Raw genomic sequence first — 26,537 nt, 5'->3', positions numbered from 1 at the left:
TGTTCTATGGATCGTCTACTCTTTCTCCAAAATCAATTGGCTTATTGGGACAATCAAGTCGCCTCTCGACCTTTTGATCCAAAAACTTATGTTCAGCGGGGGATGGTTCATTTTAAATTGGCTGAAATCGAAGCCTCTATTCAAGATTTCGATCAAGCCGAAGAACTTGAACCAACCCTTCAGCCTTATTTGTGGCAACGGGGCTTATCCTATTATTATGCCGGACAATTTCAAGCCGGAGCCAATCAGTTTGAGTTGGATTTAGTTGTCAATTCTCAAGATGTCGAAGAAACGATTTGGCGCTATTTGTGTATGGCTCAACTCTTGGGGGCGGAAGCGGCGAAAGAGTCTCTGTTATCGGTTGGTAATGATCCCAGAAAGGTGATGCGACAGGTTTATGAACTTTTTTCTGGAAATTGTCAGCCCGAAGATGTAGTTAACACGGGTAAACAGTTAGGAAAACAAGGACAGTTTTATGCTCATCTCTATGTGGGATTGTACTATGAAGCCCAACAGGATGAAGCGCAAGCCAAAGAGTTTATTGTCAAAGCTGCTTCTGAATATCCTTTAGAGGATTATATGTGGCATTTAGCGGTGGTGCATCAAACTTTACGAGAATGGGTATAAAATTGGGCTAACCTTGTTTGTTTAGGAGGAGAAAAGATGAGTCTAATCGGAAATATTATCTGGTTGATTTTTGGCGGTTTTCTTTCCGGTTTGGGATACATTGTTGGCGGGCTGGCGACTTGTTTAACCATTATTGGGATACCTTTTGGACTGCAAGCGATTAAACTCGGTTTTGCAACAATGGCGCCTTTTGGGAAGAAAAATATAGTCTTAGAAAGTTTTTCTAGTCCATTTACCATGATTTTTAATGTGATTTGGGTGATATTTTTTGGCTGGGAAATTGCCCTATCTCATTTAATTCACGGTCTAATTTTATTGATTACCATTATCGGGATTCCCTTTGCCCAACAACATTTTAAACTGATTCCAATGGCTTTATTTCCCTTCGGGCGAGAATTTCGTTAAAGGAGTTTTAATCAAAGGAGTTGTAATTAATGGCCACCAATAAAAGTTCAGAGTTAAAAATATTTGGATTACCTCCCGATCAGGGAAGATGGTTGCTGATTCCTCTGGGAATAATTGTTTTACTCTGTTTGGGGACGGTTTACGCCTGGAGTATCTTTAGAAAACCCCTACAAGCTGAACTTAATATTGGTGCCACCGAAAGTCTTTTACCTTATACTATTGCCCTCGTTTTTTATGCGACGTTAATGCCCATCGCCGGGTTTTATATCCCCAAAATCGGCACCCGAAAAATGACGGCTATCGGGGGAATTATTGTCGGTTTGGGCTACATTCTTTCTAGCTTTGCCGGTAATATTGTCGCCATGACTCTCACCTACGGGGTAATTGCCGGGACGGGCGTTGGTATTACTTACGGGGTGCCGATGGCGGTGGTTGCCCGGTGGTTTCCTGATAGAAAAGGATTGGCAGTTGGGTTAACGATTATTGGTTTTGGACTCTCTCCATTAATTACCGCTCCTTTGGGAAAAAGTTTGATTGATGCTTACAGCGTTAGACCGACTTTGTTAATTTTGGGGATGGCGTTTACGGTGATTATTCTCGCGATTTCTATCACCCTAAAATTGCCCCCAAAAGACTGGCATCCTCAACAACCAATCTCCTCTCAAACGGGATCGAAAACCGAGGGAATTTACCCCGTTAATTTGTTGAAAAGTCGCTCGTTTTACGGGCTGTGGATGTGCTATACTATTGGTACTTTTGTTGGCTTAAGTGCGATTGGAATTTCCAGCCCGGTGGGTGAAGAAATTATTCAAATCGATCCGGCATTGGCCGCCAGTAGCGTTTCTTTATTTGCCCTGTTTAACGGGATGAGTCGGCCTTTATTTGGTTGGTTGAGCGACCGTTTTTCCCCCCGGTATGTGGCGATTACTTCTTATGTATTGATTTTGATCGCCTGTGTTTTGATGGTGAATGCGGGCGAGGGACAAGTTGCAACTTATTTGATTGCGTTTTGTCTATTTTGGTTTTGTTTGGGGGGATGGTTGGCGATCGCCCCGACAACGACTTTGAGATTTTTTAACCCCGACAATTACGCCCAAAATTACGGGATTGTGTTTACCGCTTACGGCGTCGGGGCGCTGTTGGGAACGCTGATCGCCGGACGAATTCGGGATTGGTTTGGAAGCTACACTTATGCCTTTTATCCGATGGGTTTGTTGGCGATTTTTGGGATAATTATTGCCAGTTTTTTCCTGAAGCGCGATCGGGTGATTTCCGAGTAATTGTTCTGGGCGGATCGCTACTCCCAGAAAGGCGAATGTTATAAACTTCTCAAATGCGAGTTATAGCGCAACGGGGGCGGCAAGAGGCCCTCTGGCTGGACCAAGTTTGGTCCGGTCAGGCTTTTGTCTATTCTTCGTGCCGCACATTTGTAAATAGATCGGCGCAAAGCGCTATAAACTGAGATCAAAGGGACGCAGCAAAATTTAGCTGAGAACCCGTGACCAAAACCCCCACCCAACTCACATCTGAGGAGCATCTAAGCTATGGTCGCGATCGATGCGGTCTTGGAAAGTTTTTCCAACCCCATCGCGATGATTTTTAATATCATTTGGGTGATTACGTTCGGTTGGGAAATCGCCCTATCTCATTGAGTTAGCGGCCTGATTTTTTCATAGCCATTATCGGAATTCCCTTTTGCCAAAAACACTTTAAACTGATTCCGATGGCCTTATTTCCCCTCGGTCTAAAATTGCGTTAGAGGAGTCGAAATCAATGGAAATCACCAATAAAAGCCAAGATTTAAAACTGTTTGGGCTGCCCTGGGATCAAGGAAGATGGTTGCTGATTCCTTTGGGAATGAGCGTTTTGCTCTGTTTGGGAACGGTTTACGCCTGGAGTATTTTTAGAAAACCCCTGGAAGCCGATCTCAATATTGGGGCTACCGAAAGTCTTTTACCTTATACTATTGCCCTGGTTTTTTTCGCCGTAACGATGCCGGTCGCGGGGTTTTATATCCCCAAAATTGGCACCCGAAAAATGACGGTTATCGGCGGAGTTATTGTCGGTTTGGGCTACATTCTTTCCAGTTTTGCCGGCAATATTTTCGCCATGACTCTCACCTACGGGGCGATCGCGGGGACCGGCGTTGGTATCACCTACGGGGTGCCGATGGCGGTGGTTGCCCGGTGGTTTCCCGATAAAAAAGGCTTGGCGGTGGGGTTAACCATTATTGGGTTTGGGTTATCGCCGCTGATTACCGCCCCCCTGGGAAGAAATTTGATCGATGGTTACGGCGTCAGGTCTACGCTGTTAATTTTGGGGATAGGGTTTACGGCGATTATTTTGGCGAGCGCCACCGTCCTAAAAATGCCCCCAAAAGACTGGTATTTTTCCGAAAAAAGTTCCGCTAAACCGACCTCGAAAACAGCCGAGATTTACCCCGCCAATATGTTAAGAACTCGCTCGTTTTACGCGCTGTGGATCTGCTACACTATCGGCACTTTTGTGGGGTTGAGCGCGATCGGAATTTCCAGCCCGGTGGGTCAAGAAATTATCAAAATTGATCCGGTACTGGCTGCCAGTAGCGTTTCTTTATTTGCCCTGTTTAATGGAACTAGCCGGCCGTTGTTTGGCTGGTTGAGCGATCGCTTTCCGCCCAAATTGGTGGCGATATTTTCTTACGTGTTAATTTTGATCGGCTGTATTTTGATGCTGAATGCGGGCGAGGGACAAGTTGCCAGCTATTTGATCGCGTTTTGTCTGTTTTGGTTTTGTTTGGGGGGATGGTTGGCGATCGCGCCGACGGCAACTTTGAGATTTTTTAACCCCGACAATTACGCCGAAAACTACGGGATCGTGTTTACCGCTTACGGCGTCGGGGCGCTGTTGGGAACGCTGATCGCCGGACGAATTCGCGACTGGTTTGGAAGCTATACTTACGCCTTTTATCCGATGGCGTTCTTGGCAATTCTGGGGATCATTATTGCCACGTTTTTCCTGAAGCCGGATCGGGTGATTTCCGAGTAATTATTCTGGGGGCGATCGCCATAGCAATCTTATGTTATTTGTGAAATTTAGGGCGCCAATAAGCAGCAGTGCGGGCGCCCCGCCCCCGAAACTTCACGATTCATTGCCAATCAAAAAAGATAGATGAAGCAATCGAGTCAATTGATTAATTACCATAAAAATCATTTAAAATGGCTTGAATTTCATCAACTTCAATGTCTGCTTGTTCTAATTTGCTGTAGATTGTTAATAATAAAATACTGGTTTCTGATTCTAGCAAGTAGATGATTCGATATCCTCCACTTTTTCCTTAGTTAACGGGTTTTTAAGATTAAGTTGATGACAAAACCCTAAAGCTAATTAATGGGGATGGAAATTTTGTGATCTTGATCTGGGTTCTCTCGATCGCTTAGGGAGGACAACTCAACTGCAAAAAGTCCTCCCGTATCCACCCTCTGTCTGTAGCAGGAACTAAGCCGTCTGGTTTACCTTCTCGGGTTTTGGTGATCATGTACCAACTTTTGCCTTGTGTATCCACCTGACGCAGTGGTAATGGACCACCTGAGCGATCGCCATCATTGAGAATAATCACGTGATTACCCACGCTTACAGAGTCAATCACCTGCGATCTCGTACCCGCACCCGAACGAATATTAACCTGTGAACCTCGCTGATTACCGATAATTTCAGCAGAACAGTTAACATAGAGAGATTGAGCATTAGCGTGGGGTGTGATTTGTATAAAAGATGCTATTGTAGGCGCGATCGCCACTGCAATTAAAAATGGTTTGGTTGTGAGTTTCATCGCTTCACGATTCCAGAAAAATGTCTGGCAGAATAGAATTATGTGATAGCTTAGACCCTATAATATCAGAGAAGGTTCCGAAAAGATGATCCGATTAGACAGAAACCCAGGGCGGGTTTATCTCTATTTTGGAGTAGTAGTAAAGATATTGCACCAAGCCGCCCCTACGGGGATTATTGATTAGTCGGACATCATTATATAAACTTTTATCGTGGGGAAAATCCCCAAAAAATTTTACTCCAATTTTTCCAGAGGAACGACTTTAGGATCGAGAATTTTCGGACTGGATGTCATAAATTTAACGGCGATGGATATTTTGTCTTTGTTTCCAAAAACGTGGGTCACTTCTCCGATCCCAAAGCTGCGGTGAAGTACGCGATCGCCAACCGCAAAGCTTTCCACTTTTGAGGGTTGTTTATTGGTTTTTTCTTGAGTTTTTTTAGTGGTTTTAGCGGTTTTAGTTGAAGCTTTTGCGGGTTGAGAAATGGGGAGATAGCCTTCAATTAAATCCGAAGGTAATTCTTTTAAAAACATCGACGGAAGACAGGGTTCGCGATATCCCCAGAGGCGGCGTTCTCGGGCGTGAGAAAGGAATAATTGTTCCTGGGCGCGAGTAATTCCCACATAACAAAGTCTTCGTTCTTCTTCTAGGGCTAAAGGATCTTCTATACTGCGGAAATTGGGGAATAATCCCTGTTCCAATCCTACTAAAAACACAATGGGAAATTCTAAACCTTTGGCGGAATGAAGTGTCATTAAAGAAACAGCTTGTTCGCCTTCTTGGAGGTTATCTAAGTCGGAAGCTAGAGAAGCGCTGGCTAAAAATCCCCCCAAAGTTGAGTCTTCATATTCTTCTTGAAATTGGGCGACAGCGTTACTCAATTCTTTAATATTTTCCAGGCGACTTTCGGCTTCGTCGGTGCCTTGATTACTCAAATCTAGAATATAATCAGAATCCTCCATTATCCCGTCTAAAATCTCCAAAGCGGTAGAAGAAGCAACTTTTTCTTGCCAAGATGATATCATTTCGGCGAACTGATTGACAGATTTTGCTGAACGTCCCGCCAGGGTATTTACGGAGTCGGGATCGCTGACAATTTCCCACAGGGGAATACCCAATTGTTGAGACGCATTTACTAAATTATCTATCGTCGTTTTACCAATTCCTCGCCGGGGTGTATTGATAATTCGCATTAAGCTAACGCTGTCGGCGGGATTGGCAATTACCCGCAAATAAGAAAGCGCGTCTTTGATTTCTTTGCGATCGTAAAACTTTAAACCCCCAATGACTTGATAGGGAATATTACCTTTAATGAAAGCATCTTCTAAGGCCCGAGATTGAGCGTTAACCCGATAAAGCAGCGCAAAACTACCATAACCTAATTCGGGATTTTTTTGGGTTAAATTTTTGATTTGACTGACAATAAAGCTGGCTTCTGCGGTTTCATCGTCGGCTTGATAACAGTAAATGGGCGGCCCTTCTCCGCGTGTGGGGCGCAGCACTTTTTCAATGCGAGTTTTGTTATTAATAATTAGTTGATTGGCGACTTCGAGAATGTTTTCCCTTGAGCGATAGTTTTCCTCTAATTTAATCATCGTGCGGGTGTCATCATCGGCCAAACCATCCCCAAAATCCTCTTGAAATTCTAACAGAATGGTATAGTCGGCCATGCGGAAAGAATAGATGGATTGATCGACATCTCCGACGACAAAGATCGAACGATTATTCCAATTATTAAACCTTTTGGGATGTTCGCCGTTGGTGACTAATAGCCGAATTAAGTCATATTGGGTGCGGTTGGTATCCTGATATTCATCGACTAAAATATGACTAAATTTTTGATGCCAGTAGGCTAAAACTTGTTCGTTTTGTTGAAAGAGTTCGACGGGAACACGGATTAAATCATCAAAGTCTAGGGCGTTATTGGCGGCGAGATTATCTTGATAAATGCTGTAAACTTCGGCAATAACTCGACCGTTATATTGGGGATTTTCTCGCTGATAGGCTAGGGGCGATAATCCCAAATTTTTGGCGTTGCTGATTTGATAGCGAACTTTGCGGGGTTCAAACTTTTTATCATCTAAGTTTAGCTGTTTGGTGACGATTTGTTTGACTAAACTTTGAGCGTCTGATTCATCAAAAATCGAAAAGTTTTGCTGCCACTGACGGCCTTTTTCGTCGGTATATTTATTAATATCGTAGCGAAGAATTCGCGCACAAAGACTGTGAAAGGTTCCCATCCACAGATGCTTTGTAATACTGCGATAAACTTGCGATCGCAATTTCGTTTGTTCGGGGGGAGTGAGGGCGGAAAAAGGTTTTTGATACTGGGTTTGCGCCTGTTGTTCGGCAAATATGGCTTCTACTCGCTCTTTAATTTCTCGGGCGGCTTTGTTGGTAAAAGTCACCGCCAAAATATTTTCGGGATGAACCCGATGAGTTCGCAAAAGGTTAGCGATACGATAGGTTAACGCCCGAGTTTTACCCGAACCCGCACCCGCCACCACGAGCATCGGGCCACAAAAATGTTCGACGGCTTGGCGTTGGGAGGGGTTGAGATGGCTGAGGAAGTCAACAGTCTGAGTCATGGTTGTCCAGGGAAATTTTCCGCCATACTTTAGGCTACCATGTTCGAGGCGTCCCCTGACGATTAAAATTCATCAGGGGAGAAGTCTGAGCGGTCTTTATTGATAGAAATTATACCCCATAGTAAGAGCGATACCACTCGACAAATCGTTGAATTCCGACTTCTATTGGCGTGTCCGGACTAAAGCCAACGTCTTGAATTAACGGATCGACATTTGCATAAGTGATCGGCACGTCTCCCGGTTGCATCGGCAGCATTTCTTTAACCGCTTTTTTCCCGAGGCAGGTTTCCAAAACTTCGATAAACCGCGAAAGTTCAACGGGTTTGTTGTTGCCAATATTGTAGATTTTGTAAGGGGCTTTTGTGTTGCTTTCTGCCTGCAAATTGGGCTGAGGAATGTTATCAATCAGCCGGACAATCCCCTCAACTAAGTCATCAATATAGGTAAAATCCCGCTGCATTTTCCCGTGATTGAAGACTTTGATGGGTTTTCCGTCCAGTATCGCTTTTGTAAACAGAAAATACGCCATATCGGGACGACCCCAAGGCCCATAAACGGTAAAGAAACGCAAGCCTGTTGAGGGAATATTATAGAGATGGCTGTAGCTGTGAGCCATTAATTCATTTGCTTTTTTTGTCGCCGCATATAAACTCACGGGATAATCAACGTTATCCTCTACCTCAAAGGGAATTTTTTTATTTGCACCATAAACTGAACTTGAAGATGCAAAAATTAAATGACCTACATTGGTATGGCGACACCCTTCTAAAATATTGATAAAACCCGTCAGGTTGCTATCGACATAGGCGTGGGGATTTTCTATAGAGTAACGAACCCCCGCTTGGGCGGCCAAATTTACTACGGCATCAAACTTGTGTTCAGAAAAAAGCTTTTCTAGCTGTTCGCGATCAACCAAATCTAAGTGATAAAAGGTGAAGTTTTCAAAGGGGTTGAGTTGCTCAAGTCGATCTTTTTTTAAAGAGACTTGATAGTAAGAATTGAGGTTATCTAATCCGATAACGGTATCCCCCCGTTCGAGTAAGATTTTACTCAGATGAAACCCAATAAAGCCAGCAGAACCAGTCACTAAGATTTTCACAAATGTTTTCCCCTATAAACTCCAGTAGTTGCCTCCAGAGGAGGTTAAATACCGATCAAATCGATTATATTTTCCTAGTCTAGCTTAGATTTTCCGGCTAGCAAGGCACCCGTCAGGAAGCTGTCTTCAGTTGTAACGGCTAAGAACAGATCGGAGAAATGCAACCAGTTAAAATAATTTTCACCGTTCTATTAATGTCATAACATATTTTCATCAAAATGGAGGAAATTTGGATAGACCAAATCTTCGATCCTCAATCCGGATTAATTGGTGAACTTGATTATAGACTTGATAGATCTTCAAGAGACTAAATTACAGCATATCACTGAAATTTTAGAAAATCAAGCCTATTTTTCCGACAATCTATCCCGAACCGATGTTTGATTTTGACCCCTTAAGACCTACTCAAAACGCTTTATTCTTTAAAGCCTTTCGGTAACTTCCAACCCCAGGGGTAAATGGTCTGAGCCAAGTTTTGGCCCTATTTTTCGGTCTAAAGTAACCAGATCCTCACTGTAAATTCCGTGATCAATTGCAATCATCATAAAAGGGGGTAAACCTGCTAACCAAGTCGGTTGAAGTCCAAAACCTCGCTGAGAATTTCTCAAATTTGCGGCTTGTAAAAACTGACGAAATCGAATTGACCAAGGGGTGAGATTAAAATCACCAATTATAATCACTTGATGTCCCTGATTTTGTTGTTCCTGACTCCAAGCGGCTACTCCATCGAGTTCTTTTTTTTGATAGTTAGTCGTGCCGTTATTTCGAGGACGGGTCACGTGTAGACTGAGGATAGATAGGGGTTGATTCCATTCAATTTCAGCGGCGATCATCGGACGTTCTGAATTCAAAGGAAAATGAAGAATTTCTGTATTTTTAATTTGCAGAGATGGCGGTAAATTTTTCGGAACTAAAAAGGCGACTCCATGAGAATTTTTCAGGGGACGGGACTCGACAACCCGATAACCAGTAAGATTAGATTCAATCTGATTTAACCAGGCGGGTGTCACTTCTTGGAGGAAAATTAGATCGGCATTTTGTTGGTCTAAATATTGCAGTGTGGGTGTATAATTGGTGTTGTTGCGGTCAAGATTCAGATGAAGTAACTGCAAGGAATTTTGAGCAGTATTATTCCCTTGAACAGCGTTAATATTTTGAGAGGGTGGGATAAACAAAGGCAAAATTAACAGGACGTTCAGGAAGAAGGGGAGACAAAAAGCTAAACTCCAAAAGCGATATTTAATCCCATTTAATAAAATAGCCAGCAGTAAAATTAAACTCAATTGCACTCGCAAATGATCGAGGAGTTGAAAAATCCACCACTGTTCGGCGAGAAAACCGATAAAAGTTGCAATTGCGGCTAGAATCGCTACAAAATTAACTCCAAGTCTAAGACTATTGAAAAGTAAATTAAAAGTTTTTTTTCTTCGTTTCATCTTAATAAACCTGTTGATTAAAGACGTTTTCGACAACAAATAGCATCAGAAAACCGATGACAATCGCAATAATGGGAGTAGCCATCCAACCCAAGGTAATATTGCGTAAAACTTGCCATTTAATTTGTCTGGCGCCTTTCACGCCATTGAGTAAACCAATCCCAATAACAGCGCCGACAACCGCTTGAGAACTCGAAACGGGAATTAAAGGAATTGTCGGCAAATTATTGTTAGCTAAAAACTCTTGTAACTGTTTAGAAGAAAACACATATAAAACCAGAGAATGAGCAGTTACGGCGACAAATGCAGCCACAGGAGATAACGGCATCAGATTGCTTCCAACCGTCATCATCACACCTTTAGAGTAAGTATAGACTCCCACTGCAATGGCAATCCCTCCGACTAAAAACAGTTGTTGAACTGAGGTAAAAGTCAATTGATTTAGACGAATATCAGTGAAAGGAGAGGAAGACACAAAAACGCCCATGACGTTACCAATATTATTCGCTCCGAGAGCATAAGAACCAAAAGCACCTGCTAAAATTAAAGCCGAACGGGTGTAGAAATCTAGCTGCAATAAATGCGGTTTTATCCCGTTAATTAAAAAAACCACAATTTTATAGAGAGTCGCCGCAAAAATTGCACCTAAAATTGGACAAGCCACCCAAGTTCCGACAATTTTGATCAAAGCGTTAATATCAGTTGTTGAACCGCTAAAAAAGTTCCAGCCAATAATGGCACCCACAACCGCTTGACTGGTGGAAACGGGTAAACCAATTTGAGTCATCCAAAAAACGGTAATAGCGGCGGAGAAAGCGGCGGTAAATGCACCCGGAAGCGTATTAATTACACCTAATTCGCCCAAACCTTCAGCGGCACCCGCACCCCCAATCACCGCTCCAATTATAACAAAAACGCTACAAATGAAAGCGGCTGTACTAAATTTTACCATGCGACTTCCAACGGCTGTACCGAATACATTCGCCGCATCATTTGCACCCAAAGACCATCCTAAAAATAAACCACTCGACAAGAAAATGAGCGTTGCAATGATGTCCATTTAGTTTTCAGTTCACCTCAAAAAATAATATTATCAAATTTGTTACCCGTAGGGTGCATCAAATCTGTAACCTTTTTTTTACAAAAAACCTGTAACTATTTGATGCAGCCGAATCATATTATAAAACTCGTTTAATGGCATAAATGGCGAGTTTATCACTGGCATTTTCAGCAGCATCAGCCAAAGAATTGATCGCATTTACACTATCACGAAGTTGAATTTTTCGTTCCAAAGGCAATTGAGAATCAAAAATATTTTTCTTGAGTCGCAAAGCGATTTTATCAGATTCAGACTCATAAACTCTGACTTTATAAATATGATCGCGTACTGTGCGAGGATCTCGAAAAAATGAACGGGCTGCAATCACAATAGTTTCGACGCTTTTAACCACCATTTGGGTGAGATCTTTAAAATCTTTTTCATAGACGTTAGGAACTTCGAGTTTCTCAATAATGATATCTTGAAAGGTATCCCCAAAGACATCAATTAAATAGTAGAGATCTTCGAGTAAACTTAAGACATCACCTCGGGAATCTGGAATTAACATCTCGGTGTAAAGTTCAGATTCTATCGCCCGTCGTAACTCGTTACAGCGATTTTTTACATTTTGAATTTGCTGCATTTTTTCTTCACAGCTTTCGGTGACAAACCCTTTGGCTAAGTAGGAAGTTAAACCCATTTCAAAATATAGGCTTCCTTCGGATACTTTATCCATAAATTCATCAAGCTGGTGTTCAATAAATTTGGTTTTGCCAAACAGAGAGGGGATTTTATCAGACATGGTTTGATCTTCGGTAAAATGAACTCTGGTTTTGTCTGCAACAAAAATTATCACAGATTTAAAACTCGATCTAAAAGTATTTTTTTCTCAACTCGAATTAACAAATAACGACCCTTTTTGTCTAAAATTTGATAATCTTGAGATTGTAAACCCAATCTTTCAATTTCTTTGAGGCGACTAATCACCATAATTGTTGAAAGATTGGGACGATTTTGAATCGAATCAAAAAGATGGTATATTGGCTGACCTTCTACGATTCCCTTAAAGAAATCCAGCGCCGTATAAAAGTAAACATGACGTTCAGAATAATAGACAACAGTCGGTTTTCTAAAACCAATCATCCACAGTTCTTCTTGGGGTTTTTCGACCCGATCAATTTGATAAGAAAGTTGTCTTAGGGGAAGTTGGCGGACTTCATCGAGAAGAAAAATAGCAGGATTAACGAGAAAGATAAAAAAGGCTATAAACCCCGCTAAATTGGCTGTCATTAACCAACCCCATTGAGAAGGATATCGCAGTATCCAAGCAATTAATATTGCTGCGATCAGCCAAATTATTCCTCCTCGGAGATGTAAACCCGAATTTTCGACGACTTCGGGTAAATTAATGACAGCCGGATCGCTTCCAATAAATTGAGGGCTATAAATACAAACAATACCAAGAAGAACGAGGAAAAAAATATTGAATCCTCCCGTGATCAGTATTCCTCTGTTTTTTAGGGGTTTTATTTCCTGATCTGCTGAGGTTTGCTGTACTATTAATTCGCAGGAGAGAAGGGCAACAAGAATTGAAGCGGCAGGCATTAAAGGTAAGACATAACTGGGGAGTTTGGTAACAGAAATTGAGAAAAAGATAAAAATACAAGCAAACCAGAATAAGGCAAACAAACCCAACTGACGATCGCGAGGTTGTTGACGCCAAAAGGAACGCTGCCAGAATTGGGAACGAAAGATAGCTAAGGGTAAATAAATTGACCAAGGCATGAAGCCAATTAAGACGACAATAAAGTAAAAATACCAGGGTGCATCGTGACCATTAACAACGTTTGTAAACCGTTCAATGTTGTGATAGCCAAAGAAAGAATCAATATAGGTTTGACCATTGCGAAGAATCACTAACACATACCAAGGTAAGGCAATAACGGTAAAAATTATCGCTCCTAAAATGGGTTTTGCTTCCTGTAAAACTTGTCTAAAATTACCGAGATAAAGTAAAAAAGAGATGAGAATCAATCCCGGTAAAACGATTCCAACAGGCCCTTTGGTGAGAACGGCTAACCCCAACAAGACATAAAAGGCTAAGTACCATTTATTGGGAAGAGAAAAGTCGAGAAATAATTGAGAAATTGAGAATTGTTCTGCGGTTTCGGTTTGTTTTTTGCCGTCTTCAACATAACCCCAAAAAAAGCAAAACAAAGCGGTTCCCATACACCCACTTAAAAGCATATCCGACACGCCTTGACGCGCCCAAACTAATGTTTCTGGATTAAAGGCTGCGATCGCCCCTCCTATCCAAGCCGATAACCATAATTGACGGTTTTTTTGTCGAGAATCAACCGTAAAATTTGAGGGAAAAAAGCCGAAAGATCGCAAGGTCAAAAAGCAACTAACCGTTAAGACAATTGCCCCCAACGCCGAGGGAAAACGTACCGCCCATTCATTCACCCCAAAAACGTGATAACCCACCGCCATTAACCAGTAAACCAAGGGTGGTTTATCGAAGCGAGTTTCACCGTTAAAATAGGGGGTAATCCAATCCCCAGTTAACACCATTTGGCGGGCGGCTTCAGCAAACAAGGGTTCAGTTTCATCAACTAAGCCGGTGTTCCCTAAATTCCACAGAAACGCGAGACTACAAATCAACAACAGCCCGACAATTGAGAGTCCCCAAGTTGTTTTTGGATGTTGATCAAAGGATTTCCAGTATTGTTTTAGGGGTTTGGCTATCTTCAATGTTGTCATTCCTAGTGTATCATTTTTAAACATTCAATCTCTCAGACCCTAATTTACCAGTTTTGGGTTCCATTGGGACAAGAAAATTTGTGATTTCTGCACAAAGGCGTATTTTTGGCGATCTCAAATGCTCAAATTTTCAATTTAAAATGTTAGCATTTTCCTGAAACTGTGTTCAATGCCTGTTTTAGTTCAATCTAGAGGTTTGACTTCCAAGCTGAGTATGCCCAAATTGATTTCTAAACTTAATCTCGTCCGTGTGATGGTTGTTTTCAGTACCATCGTCTTATTTTTTTGTAGCAGTTTACGTCATGCTTTATTTCAATCGAATGCTTTTGATTTAGGAATTTTTGACAATGGAATTTATCTGATCAGTCAAGGAAAAACGCCTTTTGTTCTTTTTCGAGGTTTGCATATTCTTGGGGATCATGCCGCTTGGATACTTTATCCTTTAGCTTTATTATATAAAATTTTTCCTCAGGTGCATTGGTTGTTTTTTGTACAAGCGATTGGTTTATCTCTTGGGGCTTTACCAACGTTTTACTTGGCGATTCATGCGGGCTTAAAACCATCTAAAGCTACGGCAATGGCGGCTGTTTATTTGCTCTATCCGTTAATTTTTAATCTCAATTTATTTGATTTTCATCCCGAAGTCATTGCACTTCCGGCATTACTTTGGGCAATTTTAGCGGCTCGCTTGCAGCAAGTTTGGAGATTTACTTTAGCGGTGATTATCATCTTAAGCTGCAAAGCGGTTTTATCTTTAACTGTTGCGGCTTTAGGGATTTGGTTACTATTTTTTGAAAAAAAGCGAACTTGTGGAATGATCGCTTTGTTTGCGGGTTTAAGTTGGTTTTTAATAGCAACTCAGGTGATTATTCCTCATTTTAGTGGGGGCGAACCAGCCGGAGTTAAATTTTATGATTCTCTGGGAGATTCGGTTTTTGAAATCGCTTTAAATTTATTGCTGAAACCGGGAATTGTTCTCAAACAAATTTTCACGCTGTCGAATTTGGAGTATTTAATTCTCCTGACTGTTCCCGTAATTTGGGGACTTTCTCCCCGACATTTAACACCTTTGATTCCGGCTTTACCGATTTTATTTTTAAATTTGCTCAGTGATAGTGTTCAGCAAAAAAACTTAACTCAACAGTATTCTCTGCCGATTTTACCTTTTTTATTGGTTGCTGTTATTTCGACTTTAGCCGCAGGGGGCGGATGGTTACGCCAACCTAAAAAGATTGTATTATGGTCATTAATTGCTTTTTTTGCGTTGGCAAAGTACGGCTATTTTTGCTCAAGATATCTGAGACATTTTGACACGGTGAAAGCCTCTCAGGAAGCGGTTGCTTTGGTAGACACAAAAGGCAGTGTTTTAACGGCCGATCATATCGCGCCTCATTTAACCCATCGTTCGGTGATTATGTTAGCCACAAAAGGAGCAGAACAATTTGATTTAAACGAGTTTAAATATATTTTACTGAATGGGAGTTATCCCGGTTGGGATAGTTCGAGAGAGTTGGTTTATAGTCTGGTGGAGAAACTGAAAACCATGCCAAACTTTCAACTTCGTTATCAAAAAGATGAAGTTATGCTTTTTGAAAATCAAGACAATACAACCACAATACAACCCCTTAAAACTCCCCAAATTGACCCAAAATAATTGGGGAATAAGTTCACCGGAAATGGTAAACTGTTATTGAAGATAATCGGCTCAAAAAATGATGTGGGATAAAATTGCTGAACAGATCGGGCAAGCAACAGGAGAAAAGTTTCAAGTTAGTGACAGTCGTTCTGTTGGTGGAGGGTGTATTAATCAAGGTTATCGCCTAACTGATGGCGATCGCAGCTATTTTATTAAACTCAATAAAGCTTCTGAAATTGGGATGTTTGAGGCGGAAGCTCTCGGCGTTAAACAGATGTGGGAAACTGACACCATTCGAGTTCCTAAACCCATTTGTTGGGGAACAGAAGGAAACTCAGCTTATATCGTGATGGAATGGGTAGAAATGGGAGGACGCAGCAACACAGAAGCCATGAAAGAAATGGGAAGAAAATTAGCAATGATGCACCAATGGAGTCCCGGCGATAACTATCCGGGAAAGCATCAGTTTGGTTGGGAAATTAATAATACAATTGGTTCCACACCTCAAATTAATACCTGGACTGAAAATTGGGCTGAATTTTGGGCAACTCATCGAATTGGCTATCAGGTGAAACTGGCAAAACGTCGGGGAGGTCAATTTGAACAAGCAGAGGTTTTAATCGAAAAAATTCCCGAATTATTAGCAGATCATCAACCCAAACCTTCTCTTGTACATGGAGATTTGTGGGGGGGAAATGCTTCGGTGACTGCGGAGGGAGAACCGGTTATTTTTGATCCCGCAACTTATTATGGCGATCGCGAAGTTGATTTAGCAATGACGGAATTATTTGGCAGCTTTTCAGGCGCTTTTTATCAAGGATATAATGAAGTGTTTCCGGTTGATCCTGGCTACGAACGTCGCAAAACGCTTTATAATCTCTATCATATTCTGAATCACTTTAACTTATTCGGGGGTGGTTATGGTTCACAAGCCAATCGAATGATTCAGCAAATTTTACGCGCCGGATAGAGAAAGTTAGCAGAAATTGACAGCAATTTATTCGGATCTGACCGATCTTCGGTCAGTTCTCTGTCTCAAACTTTTAGGCGGAGAATCGATTTAGGGTTCCTCACTTTTTTCTGGGCTATAAATGGGTAAACTAACCCGGACAGTTGTCATTTTATTCGGTATACTTTCAATCTTCAAATCTCCCCCATGTATGTCTAAAAGACGTTTAACAATAGCCAGCCCTAATCCGGCTCCTTGATGTTCTGAACGGCTGCGATCGAATTGTTTATAAGCCCCCAGTTTAGCAATTTGACTGGGCGTCATTCCCTCCCCTTCATTAACAAATTCTATCTCATATTGAGGTTGAATACTTTTAGTTTTAATGTAAACCCTTTCGGCAGGTTTGGAAAATTTAAACGCATTATTCAGGAGTTCTTCTATTATTTTTTCGAGAATATTTTCAGGAATTATAATTTCTCTATTAGATTTCAATTCTACATTCAAATCTCCCTGACGTTCGGGGAACATTTTCAACATTTCCTCGGCGACTTTTTGAAGTAAGGTGTTGGGTTCTTTAACCGAACCTTGAGGCCAAAACTTCATCCGTTCCGAGTCGTGAATTAAAAGTTCTAAATCTGCATACAGTAGAAAATTAGAAATCAATCGATACAAGCGTTGAGCGGAAGCATTAATATCCGCTAACATCGGTTTAACTTCATGGGTTTCCATTTCTTCAAAATCTTCCATCAACAGTTGAGATAAACCGAGAATTCCATTTAAAGGAGTCCGCAATTCATGGGGAAGTGAAAGCGTTAAACTGCTTCTCAGTTCATCGAGAAGTTCTTGTGTTTCTTGTTCAATGGCATCCTTTTTTTGAATGCGACTGGAAATGGCACCCAGTAAATCTTTCCGACTAAAAGGTTTCGTTAAATAATCATCAGCCCCTAAATTCATCCCTTGACGAAGATTTTCGCGAGTAGCTTTCGCCGTTAAAAAAATAAAAGGAATCGTTGAAGTTGCCTTGGATTCCCGTAATTTTTTTAAAACATCATATCCATCCATTTCCGGCATCATTACATCACAGATGATTAAATCCGGAAGATATTCTTGTGCAACCTTAACACCTTCTTGCCCATTTTCTGCACCAATTACAGAAAAGTCTTCAGCTTCTAGAATATCAAGAATAATTTCCCGCACATCGGATTCATCTTCAATGACTAAAATCCGCTTCATCGATTTCTCTCTCCTTAACTTTCAAGGGTAGGGCTACTGTAAATATTGTACCCTTTCCAACTTCGCTGTGTACAGTAATTCTTCCGCCTAATCTATCAACAGATCGTTTAACAATTGCCAATCCTAGACCCGTTCCCGGAATTGTACCTACATTTCTAGCTCGATGAAAAGATTCAAATAAGTGTTTTTGATCTTCGGGGGGAATCCCAATTCCTTCATCTTTTACGGTGAAAACAACCTGTTTTTTTTGATAAAAAACTTTGCTTTCAACTAAACCTCCTTTTGGCGAATATTTGACCGCATTTGAAAGTAAGTTTATCAAAATATGGCGCAAGAGCTTTTCATCAAAGACCGAATAGATTTTTGAATTGTTATTGGGGTCTTTTTTTAAACTATTTAGGATGTACTTCCCGTGTATACTCAATTTAATATTGCACTGATTCTCGGCGGCAATTTGAATTTCTTCAACTAAATTTTTGCAGAAGGAATCCAGATCGATAACTGTGGGATTATAGGGAAGTTTATGGGCTTCTGATTGGCCGATAATCAAAACATCATTCAGGAGATCGGTCAGGTGTTGAATGGTGACTTGAATCCGTTTGAAATATTTATTTTTTTTGTCTTCAGTCCAGCGATGTCCGTAATATTCTAGAGCTTCTGTTGATGCCATAATCGTTGTTAAAGGAGTGCGAAACTCATGGGAAATCATCGAAACAAAACGAGACTTTAAGAGATTCAGTTCCTTCTCTTTTTGTAAGGCTTTACGCATTTCCGCTTCCGCTCGTTTTCGTTCGGTAATTTCTTCGACATCTCCTTCATAAATAATAATATTATCCTCCGCATCTCGCACGGATCTGGCATTTTCAGAAATCCAAATGATACGACCATCTGCATGATAAACTTGAGACTCAAAAGCCAAGACACAGCCCTGTTCTTCTATCAAACGGATAAATTCGGCACGACGTTGGGGATCGATATACATTTGACGTCCAATATCGGTAATTTTAGCCATCATTTCTTGAGGTGACTGATAGCCACACATACGAGCTAAGGTATTATTCACGTCTAAAAAACGTCCTTCCGGCGTAGATTGAAATAATCCTTCAACAGCATTTTCAAAAATATTTCGATATTTGGCTTCGGCAATTTCAAGTTGCTGACGAGCGTTAAACTCAGCCCGTTGTAAACGTTCGTACAAATAAACCGATAAATCACAGATTAAACAAATCCAAAACAACATCAAAATTAATCGCAAGGGTTCATTATAGTTGGGAATCGTATCAAAGCCAAATATACGATTAATTCCAAAATAGTAACCCAAAGTAATAATTTGTGATAACAAATGCAGGGGCCAGCAAACCGGAATTAAAGTCGCCTGTGTGAAAAATGTTGAACCCCAACCGATAAGTTCCGGGCTAACAAGGGAGGAACTAACCGGACTGGGTTTGAGAACTTCAAAAACGGTCTCAATAATTTGTTCGTTCATTTCTAAAGACCAAGAAAGCCCCAGAAAAATTATGCCGAGATGATGACGCCCCCAGTTCGTTTGCAGCACTCCCATACCCGTAAATAAGCTAAATAACCCAATCAATTGAATGATTAAGTGCTTATCAAAAAAAGCCTCGCCCACATAAAAGAAACGCGCTAAGTTCAGCACAAAACTTGTTAGGTAAGCCCATAAAACCAACCCAAAAGCTAAATTTAATCTCGCTAGCAGAAAGCGATTCCGCCAAGCTTCATAGGAAAGATCGGCTAAATTTCCATAATTTTCTGGGTAAGCGTTGGCATTTCTGAGAAACGTCAGCATTCCCCGAATTGGTGACAGTCGTTGGAGCAACATCAGCCATTTGCGAATCATCTGTTGACCTCTTTTGGAGAAGTGAAGCTTGTCCATTTTAATTATCGATGCTAAACCTGATTTTACCGGAGAGAGACTGGATACAGAAATTCTCAAAAAAGAGGCTCTGCTATTGACACAAAGCCTACTACTATTGTGTACATTAACTAATTATTTGTCGTCTTAACAATCTTGGTGTCATCGAAATATTAAATCGCTGTAATCCCCCCACAATAACGATTATAGCGATTTTGGTCCCGTGACAAATTAAATGTCGTCGAGACAATCTTGGTGTCGCCAGCCCAAAGCCTTACTGTACAGTGACAAATTAAATGTCGTCGAGACGATCTGGGTGTCGTCAGCCCAAAGCCTTACATAATAATCATTATAGCCATTTCTCATCAATAATCACATTTGGCGATCGCCTGATCTCCTATTGTCTTTAACTTGTAGCCCCGATTCGGCACGACAAAATGTAGTACATGGTCAGTCCGGGTGTAAATCAGTGCTTTATGAAACTTACTCACGTTTTGGGTTGAAGTCTAATTGTATTGGGAATAGGTCTACTTATTTTGGCAATGATTCAACATGATTTTGAAGTCAAATCTATAGAAAGAGATGTTTAAATTGATTGTTGACCGATTCATTCAATAATTGATAATTAATAATGGATAATGGATCAGGAGAGGTCTTCAACCTGATTAATTAATGATCAATTATCAATTGTCAATTATCCATTGATAATTATCCTTTTTCTCAAATAGAGTTTATTCAGGAATTGGGAGTAAAACTCATATTAACAGTATCTTCGCCAACTCGCCGTGTAGCTTGTAACTGCTGCATTCCTCCCAGAAAAAGAATCCAAATCAATACAGCCAACCCATGAATCAGGGTAATCGTCCACAAAGAACCCGTGATCCGGTAAACAATCGTACAAGTTAAACCCAACAAAGCGCAAAGTCGGAGAAAAATCGGCTTGAAAAACAGGGGTCTTGCCGATTTTAAGAAAAATTGGGCGTTAACTCGATGATAAATAACGTACAAAAACAAACTGAAAAAGGCAAACAACCACCAGACCCATTCAATCGTACCAGTACGCCCCGGTTCGGGAATCAGCAATACCCGAAAAACAAATTCTTCAGCCAAAGCGGGGACAAAGAAAAGCCTGACGGCGACCCCCAACTTCCGATACCAAGGCGCCGGCCAGGGTTGCCATCCCAGGAAACCCGAACCCGTACCCATCCAGTAGGCAACAGTCCCAAAACTCGCCAGCCCCACCCAAGCGACCAGCCAACCCACCCCATAGGGAATGCGGAGCGAGCCAAATATCCGGGTCAACAGAATCGAAATCCAGGGAACATTGCTAAAAGGCAGCGTAAAGCCTCCCATTGCCCAGGTCGGGGCGATCGGATAAATGCTCGGGTCATTGCCCCCCAGTTGGTTGGGTCGTAGAAACCAGAGACTCGCCCCATTTTTGAGATATAAAATAGCCATCTCATCGTGACCCTGACGGGGTAAAGCCGTCCGCCAGGATAGCAACCCGGTTAAAATATTGCGGATCGTAAGCTGACTGAGGCTAACAAAATTACCTTCCGGTTGGGTTCCCAAAACGACATCAGCATTGTTGTCCCAATCCCAACGAACCACTCCCAAAGGTGTTAACTCGTTATACAAATCTAGACCCAGGCGAACCAGGCGTTGAAAGCGTTGGGTTTCGGGGGCATCCGGGTTCGCTTTCATCCACGCCATCGCTTCGGGATTGTTTTCAACCTGCCGCTGAAACTGGCGTAACGCTTTGTAGAGAGCTTGATTGGAATCTTGCACGCAGGAGGTCGCCGCACTGATCAACGCGCTGCCGGTGCCATCTCCTATTCGATAGCGGGCCGCGACCAAACTCAGTTCCGCCAACAGTTGTCTGAACGGCGAGAACCGAACCGTCCCAAACTGGTAGTCTTCGGTTAGGGTGTCCAATTTCACCAAAACATCAGAAACCGGGTGCGTCCCCATTTTCCCCCGGTAGAGATTGCCCATGTAGTTCGCCCAAGTATTGACACCGGACATAATCCCGGGGCCGTTGTTGGCGTAAATCTGCACGTAGGTGATCTCAAACTGCGGTTCTTGGGTGAACGGATCTCGCACCACTTCACCCAAACCATAAGCAAAGTGTCCGGTATAGGTGCGGAGGAAGCCTTTTTCGCCCAGTTTGCCTTCGCCCCCCCGCGATCCGAACAGGTGAATCACCAGGGCGCGAGTGCCAAGAGGAGTTTCGGTATTGAAGTCTGTTTGCCATTCGGCGAGGGCGGATGAGGGTTGACTCGCCCGAGGATTCACCAAAACCGACTGGGCGTTTCCTTTTCGTTGCTCGGTATCGGCCCAATTTTGATAGCGAATGTACCCCAATGCCTTGGATTGACCCAAAATCACTTGGGAGGGGGCAAGTTGAAATAGCGATCGCGGTTTGAGGGCCTGCACCGTGAATATACCCTTTCGATCCTGAGCGCCGTAAACGTACCAACCGGCTTTCCCCACCGGGGATTTTTCTAGGTCGCCGGGAGTGGAGAAAAAGACACCATTTCCATCGGGGGGCTGTTGGGGAATGCGAATAATGGCTTCGGTGCCATCGAATTGTTGAGTGGTCGGGTTGTAGTGTCGGACTTTAAAAAACTCGCTGGCACAGGGTTGCCCTCCCGGGCATTGGCTCTGCCGGGTATAACCGTCGGGCGGTGCAACGGGTTCGATGAGTTGCACCAAAGCCACAAACCGCCCGGTTTCCATAGCCGGTTCCCGCTCAATTCGCAATACCGGAGAGTTAACCGAAGGGGCGGGGGGAGGTGTGGAACTGTTGCCTTCAACTTGAATATTGCCCTTGAGTACCACCGTTACATCATCTTTGGGGCGAAATCCCGCCAGAGATTGTAACGGCCCGACCCGATCCCGCCCGTTGAGTCGCACCGGATGAATTCGTCCCGCATCGATGCTTTTTTGTACATCCGGGGTAAACCTCACATCTCGGGTCGCCGTCTCAACGTATTTTTGAGTCAGGGGGGTGTTTTTCCAAGCCAACCGCACAATTTTCCCCTCCCACGCCCGATTTGCGGCCGGAGCGTGATAGATTTCCAACCAGGCAAAGTCGGTTTCCCCGGTGGTTTGCTGCCACTGTTGGATCTGCTCGACTCTCGGTAAGATTAAACGGCCCATCCACTCCCCGGTCGGACGATATAAGTCGGGCGGCAGGGTTTGTTGAATGGGATAGAATTCCAGTTGGTTGAAGGGGGCCGCTTTTTTGCTGGCAACAACGGTTGTATCGAAAGCGCCGTTAGAATGGGGAGTGTCTTGGGCAATGGTGATGTGGGGCGAAAGCAGATGCAATTCCAGTGCGATCGCGATGCCGACAATCCCCAAGAGGATAGACCCAAGCCATCGTCTGTGGCTGAAAAATCGGTACTGTTGCTTCATTTGCCCGTCACGCATGGGGTTTTGGCTCCTTGGAAATTCAGCAAATATCGGGTTGGGGACGGATTTACAGGTATTGTTGACTGCCTTGATTGTGTTCAAACAGATGGTCGCGAGATCTTGCTCTAACTAACAGAGGACAAAACTAGAAAACCATTCATCAATATTAATGTAACTCCAGAGGAAAAAATGGGCAGCCAAATTCCTTTCATTAAAGCAAGATATCCAATTACACTGAGACCAACTAGGCTGACGCTACCAATGACAAAACAGGATATTATGATGATCTTTTTTTGTTGGTCAAAGTATAGAGTAAAAAGGATTCCGTTGATGAAAGCATATCCTAAAACAAAAACAAATTCTCCCCACTCCGGCAAGACCCGCAGCAAGGGTCTATCATTTTCAACAACACTGAGAATATGACTGATCATTTGAGCTTGAATAAAGACTCCGGGAGTAAATTTAAGCGGTGAATAACCCGCACTGTAAGGAGTTAGAAAGCCATCGTCGATACTCTCGGCAGTTGTCCCAATCAAAACAATTTTATCTTCAATCCATTTTGGGTCAAAGCGATCGTTGAGAATATGACCTAATGTTACTGTTTTAGCGGGAGCTTGAGAAGAGCGATAATTCAGCAGAATTTGATATCCCATTGCATCTAATCGATGATAACCTCCCGTTGCAGCTTCAAGCTTTTTAAACTCGACTGAACCGATCTGAAAGGTCTTGTCTGAAATGCGTTTAAACTCAATTCCTTCATCCTGGAGATAATGATAAGCCACTTGAAAACTAAAGGATTTTTCTGTGTTACATTCGGGGTTTGAACTCATTCCAAAAAACAGACGCCGAACAATTCCATCGCGATCGAGGGGTACATCACTAAACCCAACCTGCTGAAGCGGAACTTCATCGGGAGGAGGAACAGAAGGATTATCTTCATCACCCCCCAATTCACAAATACCAATAAAATTTTTACTTTGTTTTAACAGGTTTGCTAAATCTTGCTGATTTTGTTGAACCGGAAAAGGACGATAAATATCCAAACCAATGACTCGGGGTTGATGTTGATTGAGTTTTTCTAATAACTGTTTCAGCGCCGGATCTGATAAAGAACCTCGTAATTCATTGGGATTTTGCGCTTGAATATCTGACTCGGTTACGGTGACAATTAAAAGGCGAGGATCGGGAGGTTGATCGGGTTTTAACCGAATTAACGCATCTAAAGTTTTGAGTTCCCAAGTTTCGAGTATTCCCAGAAAACGAAAGCCCATGACTAAGCCTGTAATTACTATACTGCTCGCCAAGATATTTCTATAATCATTCCATCGAGATCTAAGCATGGGTTTGGGCTGATAAGCTGAAGAGTGAACGTTTTTTTCAATGGATTTAATAGCTTTTTTAGAGTTTTGACTAGAACCGATTGCTAAACTTTCTCTTCTCGGCCTAAATTTGATTTGAGGTTTATCCGATTCTGACAAGGCGTTCAAATCAATTAAAGTCCGACCGGATTCAAAGCAATTTCGATAGGATTCTCCCGCCCCTAACGCCCGATAAAATCCCACCGCAAATTTAATTGCTGCTTCATCTCCAATCGCTTGATTCATCCCGACAACACAATCAATATTTTGATGAATCGCTCTGGCTTGAATTTGGCTATAACAAGCGTTCAGTAAAACACATTCAACTTCCGTTTGAAAGGCTTGAAATAATCGGGCTAACGCATCTTCACTTACCAATACACTTCGACCCGTACTATCTTCTAAAATTAACCCCTCATTTCCCGAACCATGACCCGAAAAGTGTACAATTGTGGGACGATAATCGTAGAGCGTTTGTTGTAAATCATCAATCTGAACCGCTCCGACTGAAATCACCTTAAATTCGTCTCTCTGATTTGATTGTTTCAGGGTTTTTTTAATTTCCCGAACTTCTTTATCCAGACGTAACCGAGTTGTATCTGCGGGATTTGCCGATAAAATTAAGATGGTTTTCATAAGTAAAATGTACGGTTATTAAGAGAGGATTTGGAATGGATGATCTTGAGAGTGGGAGTTCTACGTTCGGATTTTAAAGCCGATTTTTAAGCTCTAAAAAATCTCTATTTTTCCCGATAAATTTATGATTTAATTATGTATGTTTGTTTTAAAGCTATTACAAATGAATATTTTCTTTAATTTTCAGTAGTTCAGCTTCCAAGGTCATAACCCGTTCTTCTAAATCAATTACCCTCTGACTAAAAGGAACGTCTTCAACCGCACCCAAATATTGAGCAATAGCACTGACAATTACCTCACTTTTACTTAAGCGGGCTTTTCTTCTGTATTCCTCCAGTCTCCTGTGAAGATGGTCTGGAATTCTAAAACCGATGGTTGTACTCGCCATAGGAGAAACTGTATAACAGCGTTTGAAGACAGTTTAACATTAATGAGGTCAGAAAATAGTACCACTATACTTGAGAAATCTCAGAAAGGCAACTCGCCCATAGTTTAGTTTTTTACAAGCGCCAAAAGTATAGGTCAGTTGTTTCCGACCTGCTTTCAGGTGTAGTTGTCTGAGGAAACCTTCTGTGGCTAGCTATCTAAATTGGGGGTATGACCAAACAGGGGAGAATTTATATTAATTTTAGGATTGAGGATTGGGGGAGAAGTTCTATTTACTTTCTGTTTGAATCGCAACAAAAGAATCACAAGATTCTCTCGGGGAGTCGGAAGTATTAATCTGATGGTTATCGATGGAATTGGTTATATTGTTTTAACAAGAGGAGGTTGGCTGCTAATTATTCTATCTGGATTTGCATTTCTACTAATTGGTGTTATTATAAAAGCGACCTTTCCTAAAACTATATAGCAAAAATGACTCGGATTAATCTCTACTTTGCAACTCTATTATTCTTCCTAACCTTAACCGGAGAATTATCTTATGGAATTGATAACTTCTCAAAGGTTAGCTCATCTTTTCAGTTAGCCAGCGACGACTTCAATTTTGACGCAGATGGAAAAACCAGACCCGGTAATCGTCAAGGTGCAGCGAGTCGCGGAAGCGGAAACTGTCCCTCAATGCAACCCCCTCTAACCGCTTTAATTCCTCAAACCAACTTGGGTTTAACCACAAAAGAATATCCGACCTTCTGGTTTTATGTTCCTTATAATTCTACAGATATTCGTCAGGCGGAATTAATAATATTAGATAAAAATAGGCGTCCGGCTCTCGAAGAACCGATTTCAGTTCAGCTATCAGGAACCCCAGGAATTATTGGGATTACGTTACCCTCAACTGCAAAACCCCTCGAACTTGAACAAGAGTATCGTTGGTTTTTTGAACTCGAATGTGGTTCGGATGATGCCTTAAATAATCCCAAAGTTAATGGTTGGATAAAGCGAGTTCAATCGAGTCAAAATCAGAACAGTCAACTCCAAAATAATCTAACTCAAGAAGCTAATATTGTTGATGCAAACAACAGTATTTGGTATGATACTTTAACCGATACTCTTCAAAAAATGCGCGTTAATCCAACGAATTCTACTTTAACGAATAACTGGTCTGACTTACTAAAATCGGTAGAATTACAAGAATTTGTGGACACTTCCATAACAGATTGTTGTTCAGTCAAATAGCTTGATTCTCCGGTATTACATTGATTAAGCGTGGGTTTTAGGTTGA

19 protein-coding genes are annotated in these 26,537 nt (G+C 42.0%); 7 read left to right on the top strand and 12 right to left on the bottom strand.

The window, feature by feature from the left end; genetic code table 11:
- Positions 1-6: 6 nt before the first annotated feature.
- The 4 genes from ACL6C3_RS17830 (at position 7) to ACL6C3_RS17815 (ending at position 4,059) form a co-directional block, all read left to right on the top strand.
- Positions 7-627 (top strand): tetratricopeptide repeat protein, encoded by a 621-nt coding sequence (locus ACL6C3_RS17830; RefSeq protein WP_413160344.1) that lies wholly within the window; start codon positions 7-9, stop codon positions 625-627.
- Between the two features lie 36 nt (positions 628-663).
- Positions 664-1,032 (top strand): YccF domain-containing protein, encoded by a 369-nt coding sequence (locus tag ACL6C3_RS17825; protein ID WP_413160342.1) that lies wholly within the window; start codon positions 664-666, stop codon positions 1,030-1,032.
- A 29-nt stretch (positions 1,033-1,061) separates the two neighbouring features.
- Positions 1,062-2,312 (top strand): OFA family MFS transporter, encoded by a 1,251-nt coding sequence (locus ACL6C3_RS17820; protein WP_413160340.1) that lies wholly within the window; start codon positions 1,062-1,064, stop codon positions 2,310-2,312.
- A gap of 493 nt (positions 2,313-2,805) precedes the next feature.
- On the top strand, positions 2,806-4,059 hold the full coding sequence (locus tag ACL6C3_RS17815; RefSeq protein ID WP_413160339.1) for an OFA family MFS transporter: 1,254 nt from the start codon (positions 2,806-2,808) through the stop codon (positions 4,057-4,059).
- A 388-nt stretch (positions 4,060-4,447) separates the two neighbouring features.
- On the opposite strand, the gene ACL6C3_RS17810 is transcribed toward ACL6C3_RS17815, so the two are convergent.
- From ACL6C3_RS17810 to ACL6C3_RS17780, 7 genes are all read right to left on the bottom strand, one after another.
- Positions 4,448-4,843 (bottom strand): SH3 domain-containing protein, encoded by a 396-nt coding sequence (locus ACL6C3_RS17810; protein ID WP_413160337.1) that lies wholly within the window; start codon positions 4,841-4,843, stop codon positions 4,448-4,450.
- 234 nt (positions 4,844-5,077) lie between these two features.
- On the bottom strand, positions 5,078-7,432 hold the full coding sequence (pcrA, locus tag ACL6C3_RS17805; RefSeq protein ID WP_413160335.1) for a DNA helicase PcrA: 2,355 nt from the start codon (positions 7,430-7,432) through the stop codon (positions 5,078-5,080).
- 109 nt (positions 7,433-7,541) lie between these two features.
- Positions 7,542-8,531, bottom strand: coding sequence for an NAD-dependent epimerase (locus ACL6C3_RS17800; protein ID WP_413160333.1), 990 nt, complete (start codon positions 8,529-8,531; stop codon positions 7,542-7,544).
- Between the two features lie 422 nt (positions 8,532-8,953).
- Entirely contained in the window at positions 8,954-9,967 is a 1,014-nt protein-coding gene (locus ACL6C3_RS17795) for an endonuclease/exonuclease/phosphatase family protein (RefSeq protein ID WP_413160331.1), read from the bottom strand.
- A gap of 1 nt (position 9,968) precedes the next feature.
- The gene (locus ACL6C3_RS17790; RefSeq protein ID WP_413160329.1) at positions 9,969-11,027 is read right to left on the bottom strand and encodes an inorganic phosphate transporter; all 1,059 of its coding nucleotides are present in this window, start codon (positions 11,025-11,027) and stop codon (positions 9,969-9,971) included.
- Positions 11,028-11,145: 118 nt separating this feature from the next.
- Positions 11,146-11,808 (bottom strand): DUF47 domain-containing protein, encoded by a 663-nt coding sequence (locus ACL6C3_RS17785; RefSeq protein WP_413160327.1) that lies wholly within the window; start codon positions 11,806-11,808, stop codon positions 11,146-11,148.
- A 50-nt stretch (positions 11,809-11,858) separates the two neighbouring features.
- Positions 11,859-13,769 (bottom strand): ArnT family glycosyltransferase, encoded by a 1,911-nt coding sequence (locus ACL6C3_RS17780; protein ID WP_413160325.1) that lies wholly within the window; start codon positions 13,767-13,769, stop codon positions 11,859-11,861.
- A 214-nt stretch (positions 13,770-13,983) separates the two neighbouring features.
- Between ACL6C3_RS17780 and ACL6C3_RS17775 the strand changes: the two genes are divergently transcribed.
- Complete coding sequence (locus ACL6C3_RS17775) at positions 13,984-15,423, top strand: DUF2079 domain-containing protein (protein ID WP_413168359.1); 1,440 nt, start codon at positions 13,984-13,986, stop codon at positions 15,421-15,423.
- Between the two features lie 61 nt (positions 15,424-15,484).
- Complete coding sequence (locus tag ACL6C3_RS17770; protein WP_413168358.1) at positions 15,485-16,375, top strand: fructosamine kinase family protein; 891 nt, start codon at positions 15,485-15,487, stop codon at positions 16,373-16,375.
- 90 nt (positions 16,376-16,465) lie between these two features.
- Here ACL6C3_RS17770 and ACL6C3_RS17765 read toward each other — a convergent pair whose 3' ends face one another.
- From ACL6C3_RS17765 to ACL6C3_RS17745, 5 genes are all read right to left on the bottom strand, one after another.
- The gene (locus ACL6C3_RS17765; RefSeq protein ID WP_413160323.1) at positions 16,466-17,587 is read right to left on the bottom strand and encodes a response regulator; all 1,122 of its coding nucleotides are present in this window, start codon (positions 17,585-17,587) and stop codon (positions 16,466-16,468) included.
- Positions 17,565-19,481, bottom strand: coding sequence for an ATP-binding protein (locus ACL6C3_RS17760; protein ID WP_413160321.1), 1,917 nt, complete (start codon positions 19,479-19,481; stop codon positions 17,565-17,567). Before ACL6C3_RS17760 ends, ACL6C3_RS17765 begins: the two co-directional genes overlap by 23 nt.
- Before the next feature lie 714 nt (positions 19,482-20,195).
- Complete coding sequence (locus tag ACL6C3_RS17755; RefSeq protein ID WP_413160320.1) at positions 20,196-22,895, bottom strand: type II CAAX prenyl endopeptidase Rce1 family protein; 2,700 nt, start codon at positions 22,893-22,895, stop codon at positions 20,196-20,198.
- Between the two features lie 107 nt (positions 22,896-23,002).
- Positions 23,003-24,871 carry a CHASE2 domain-containing protein gene (locus ACL6C3_RS17750; RefSeq protein WP_413160318.1) on the bottom strand — a complete coding sequence of 623 codons (1,869 nt, stop codon included), beginning with the start codon at positions 24,869-24,871 and terminating at the stop codon, positions 23,003-23,005.
- Positions 24,872-25,028: 157 nt separating this feature from the next.
- A complete protein-coding gene (locus ACL6C3_RS17745) occupies positions 25,029-25,259 on the bottom strand; it encodes a hypothetical protein (RefSeq protein ID WP_413160316.1) in 231 nt (76 codons plus the stop codon).
- A gap of 470 nt (positions 25,260-25,729) precedes the next feature.
- On the opposite strand from ACL6C3_RS17745, the gene ACL6C3_RS17740 reads away from it, so the two are divergent.
- On the top strand, positions 25,730-26,491 hold the full coding sequence (locus tag ACL6C3_RS17740; protein WP_413160315.1) for a DUF928 domain-containing protein: 762 nt from the start codon (positions 25,730-25,732) through the stop codon (positions 26,489-26,491).
- The last annotated feature ends 46 nt before the right edge of the window (positions 26,492-26,537 follow it).

It is taken from the genome of Capilliphycus salinus ALCB114379 (genome assembly GCF_047276495.1).
Taxonomy (GTDB): domain Bacteria; phylum Cyanobacteriota; class Cyanobacteriia; order Cyanobacteriales; family Microcoleaceae; genus Capilliphycus; species Capilliphycus salinus.
This window is presented reverse-complemented; position numbering and strand designations above follow the sequence as displayed.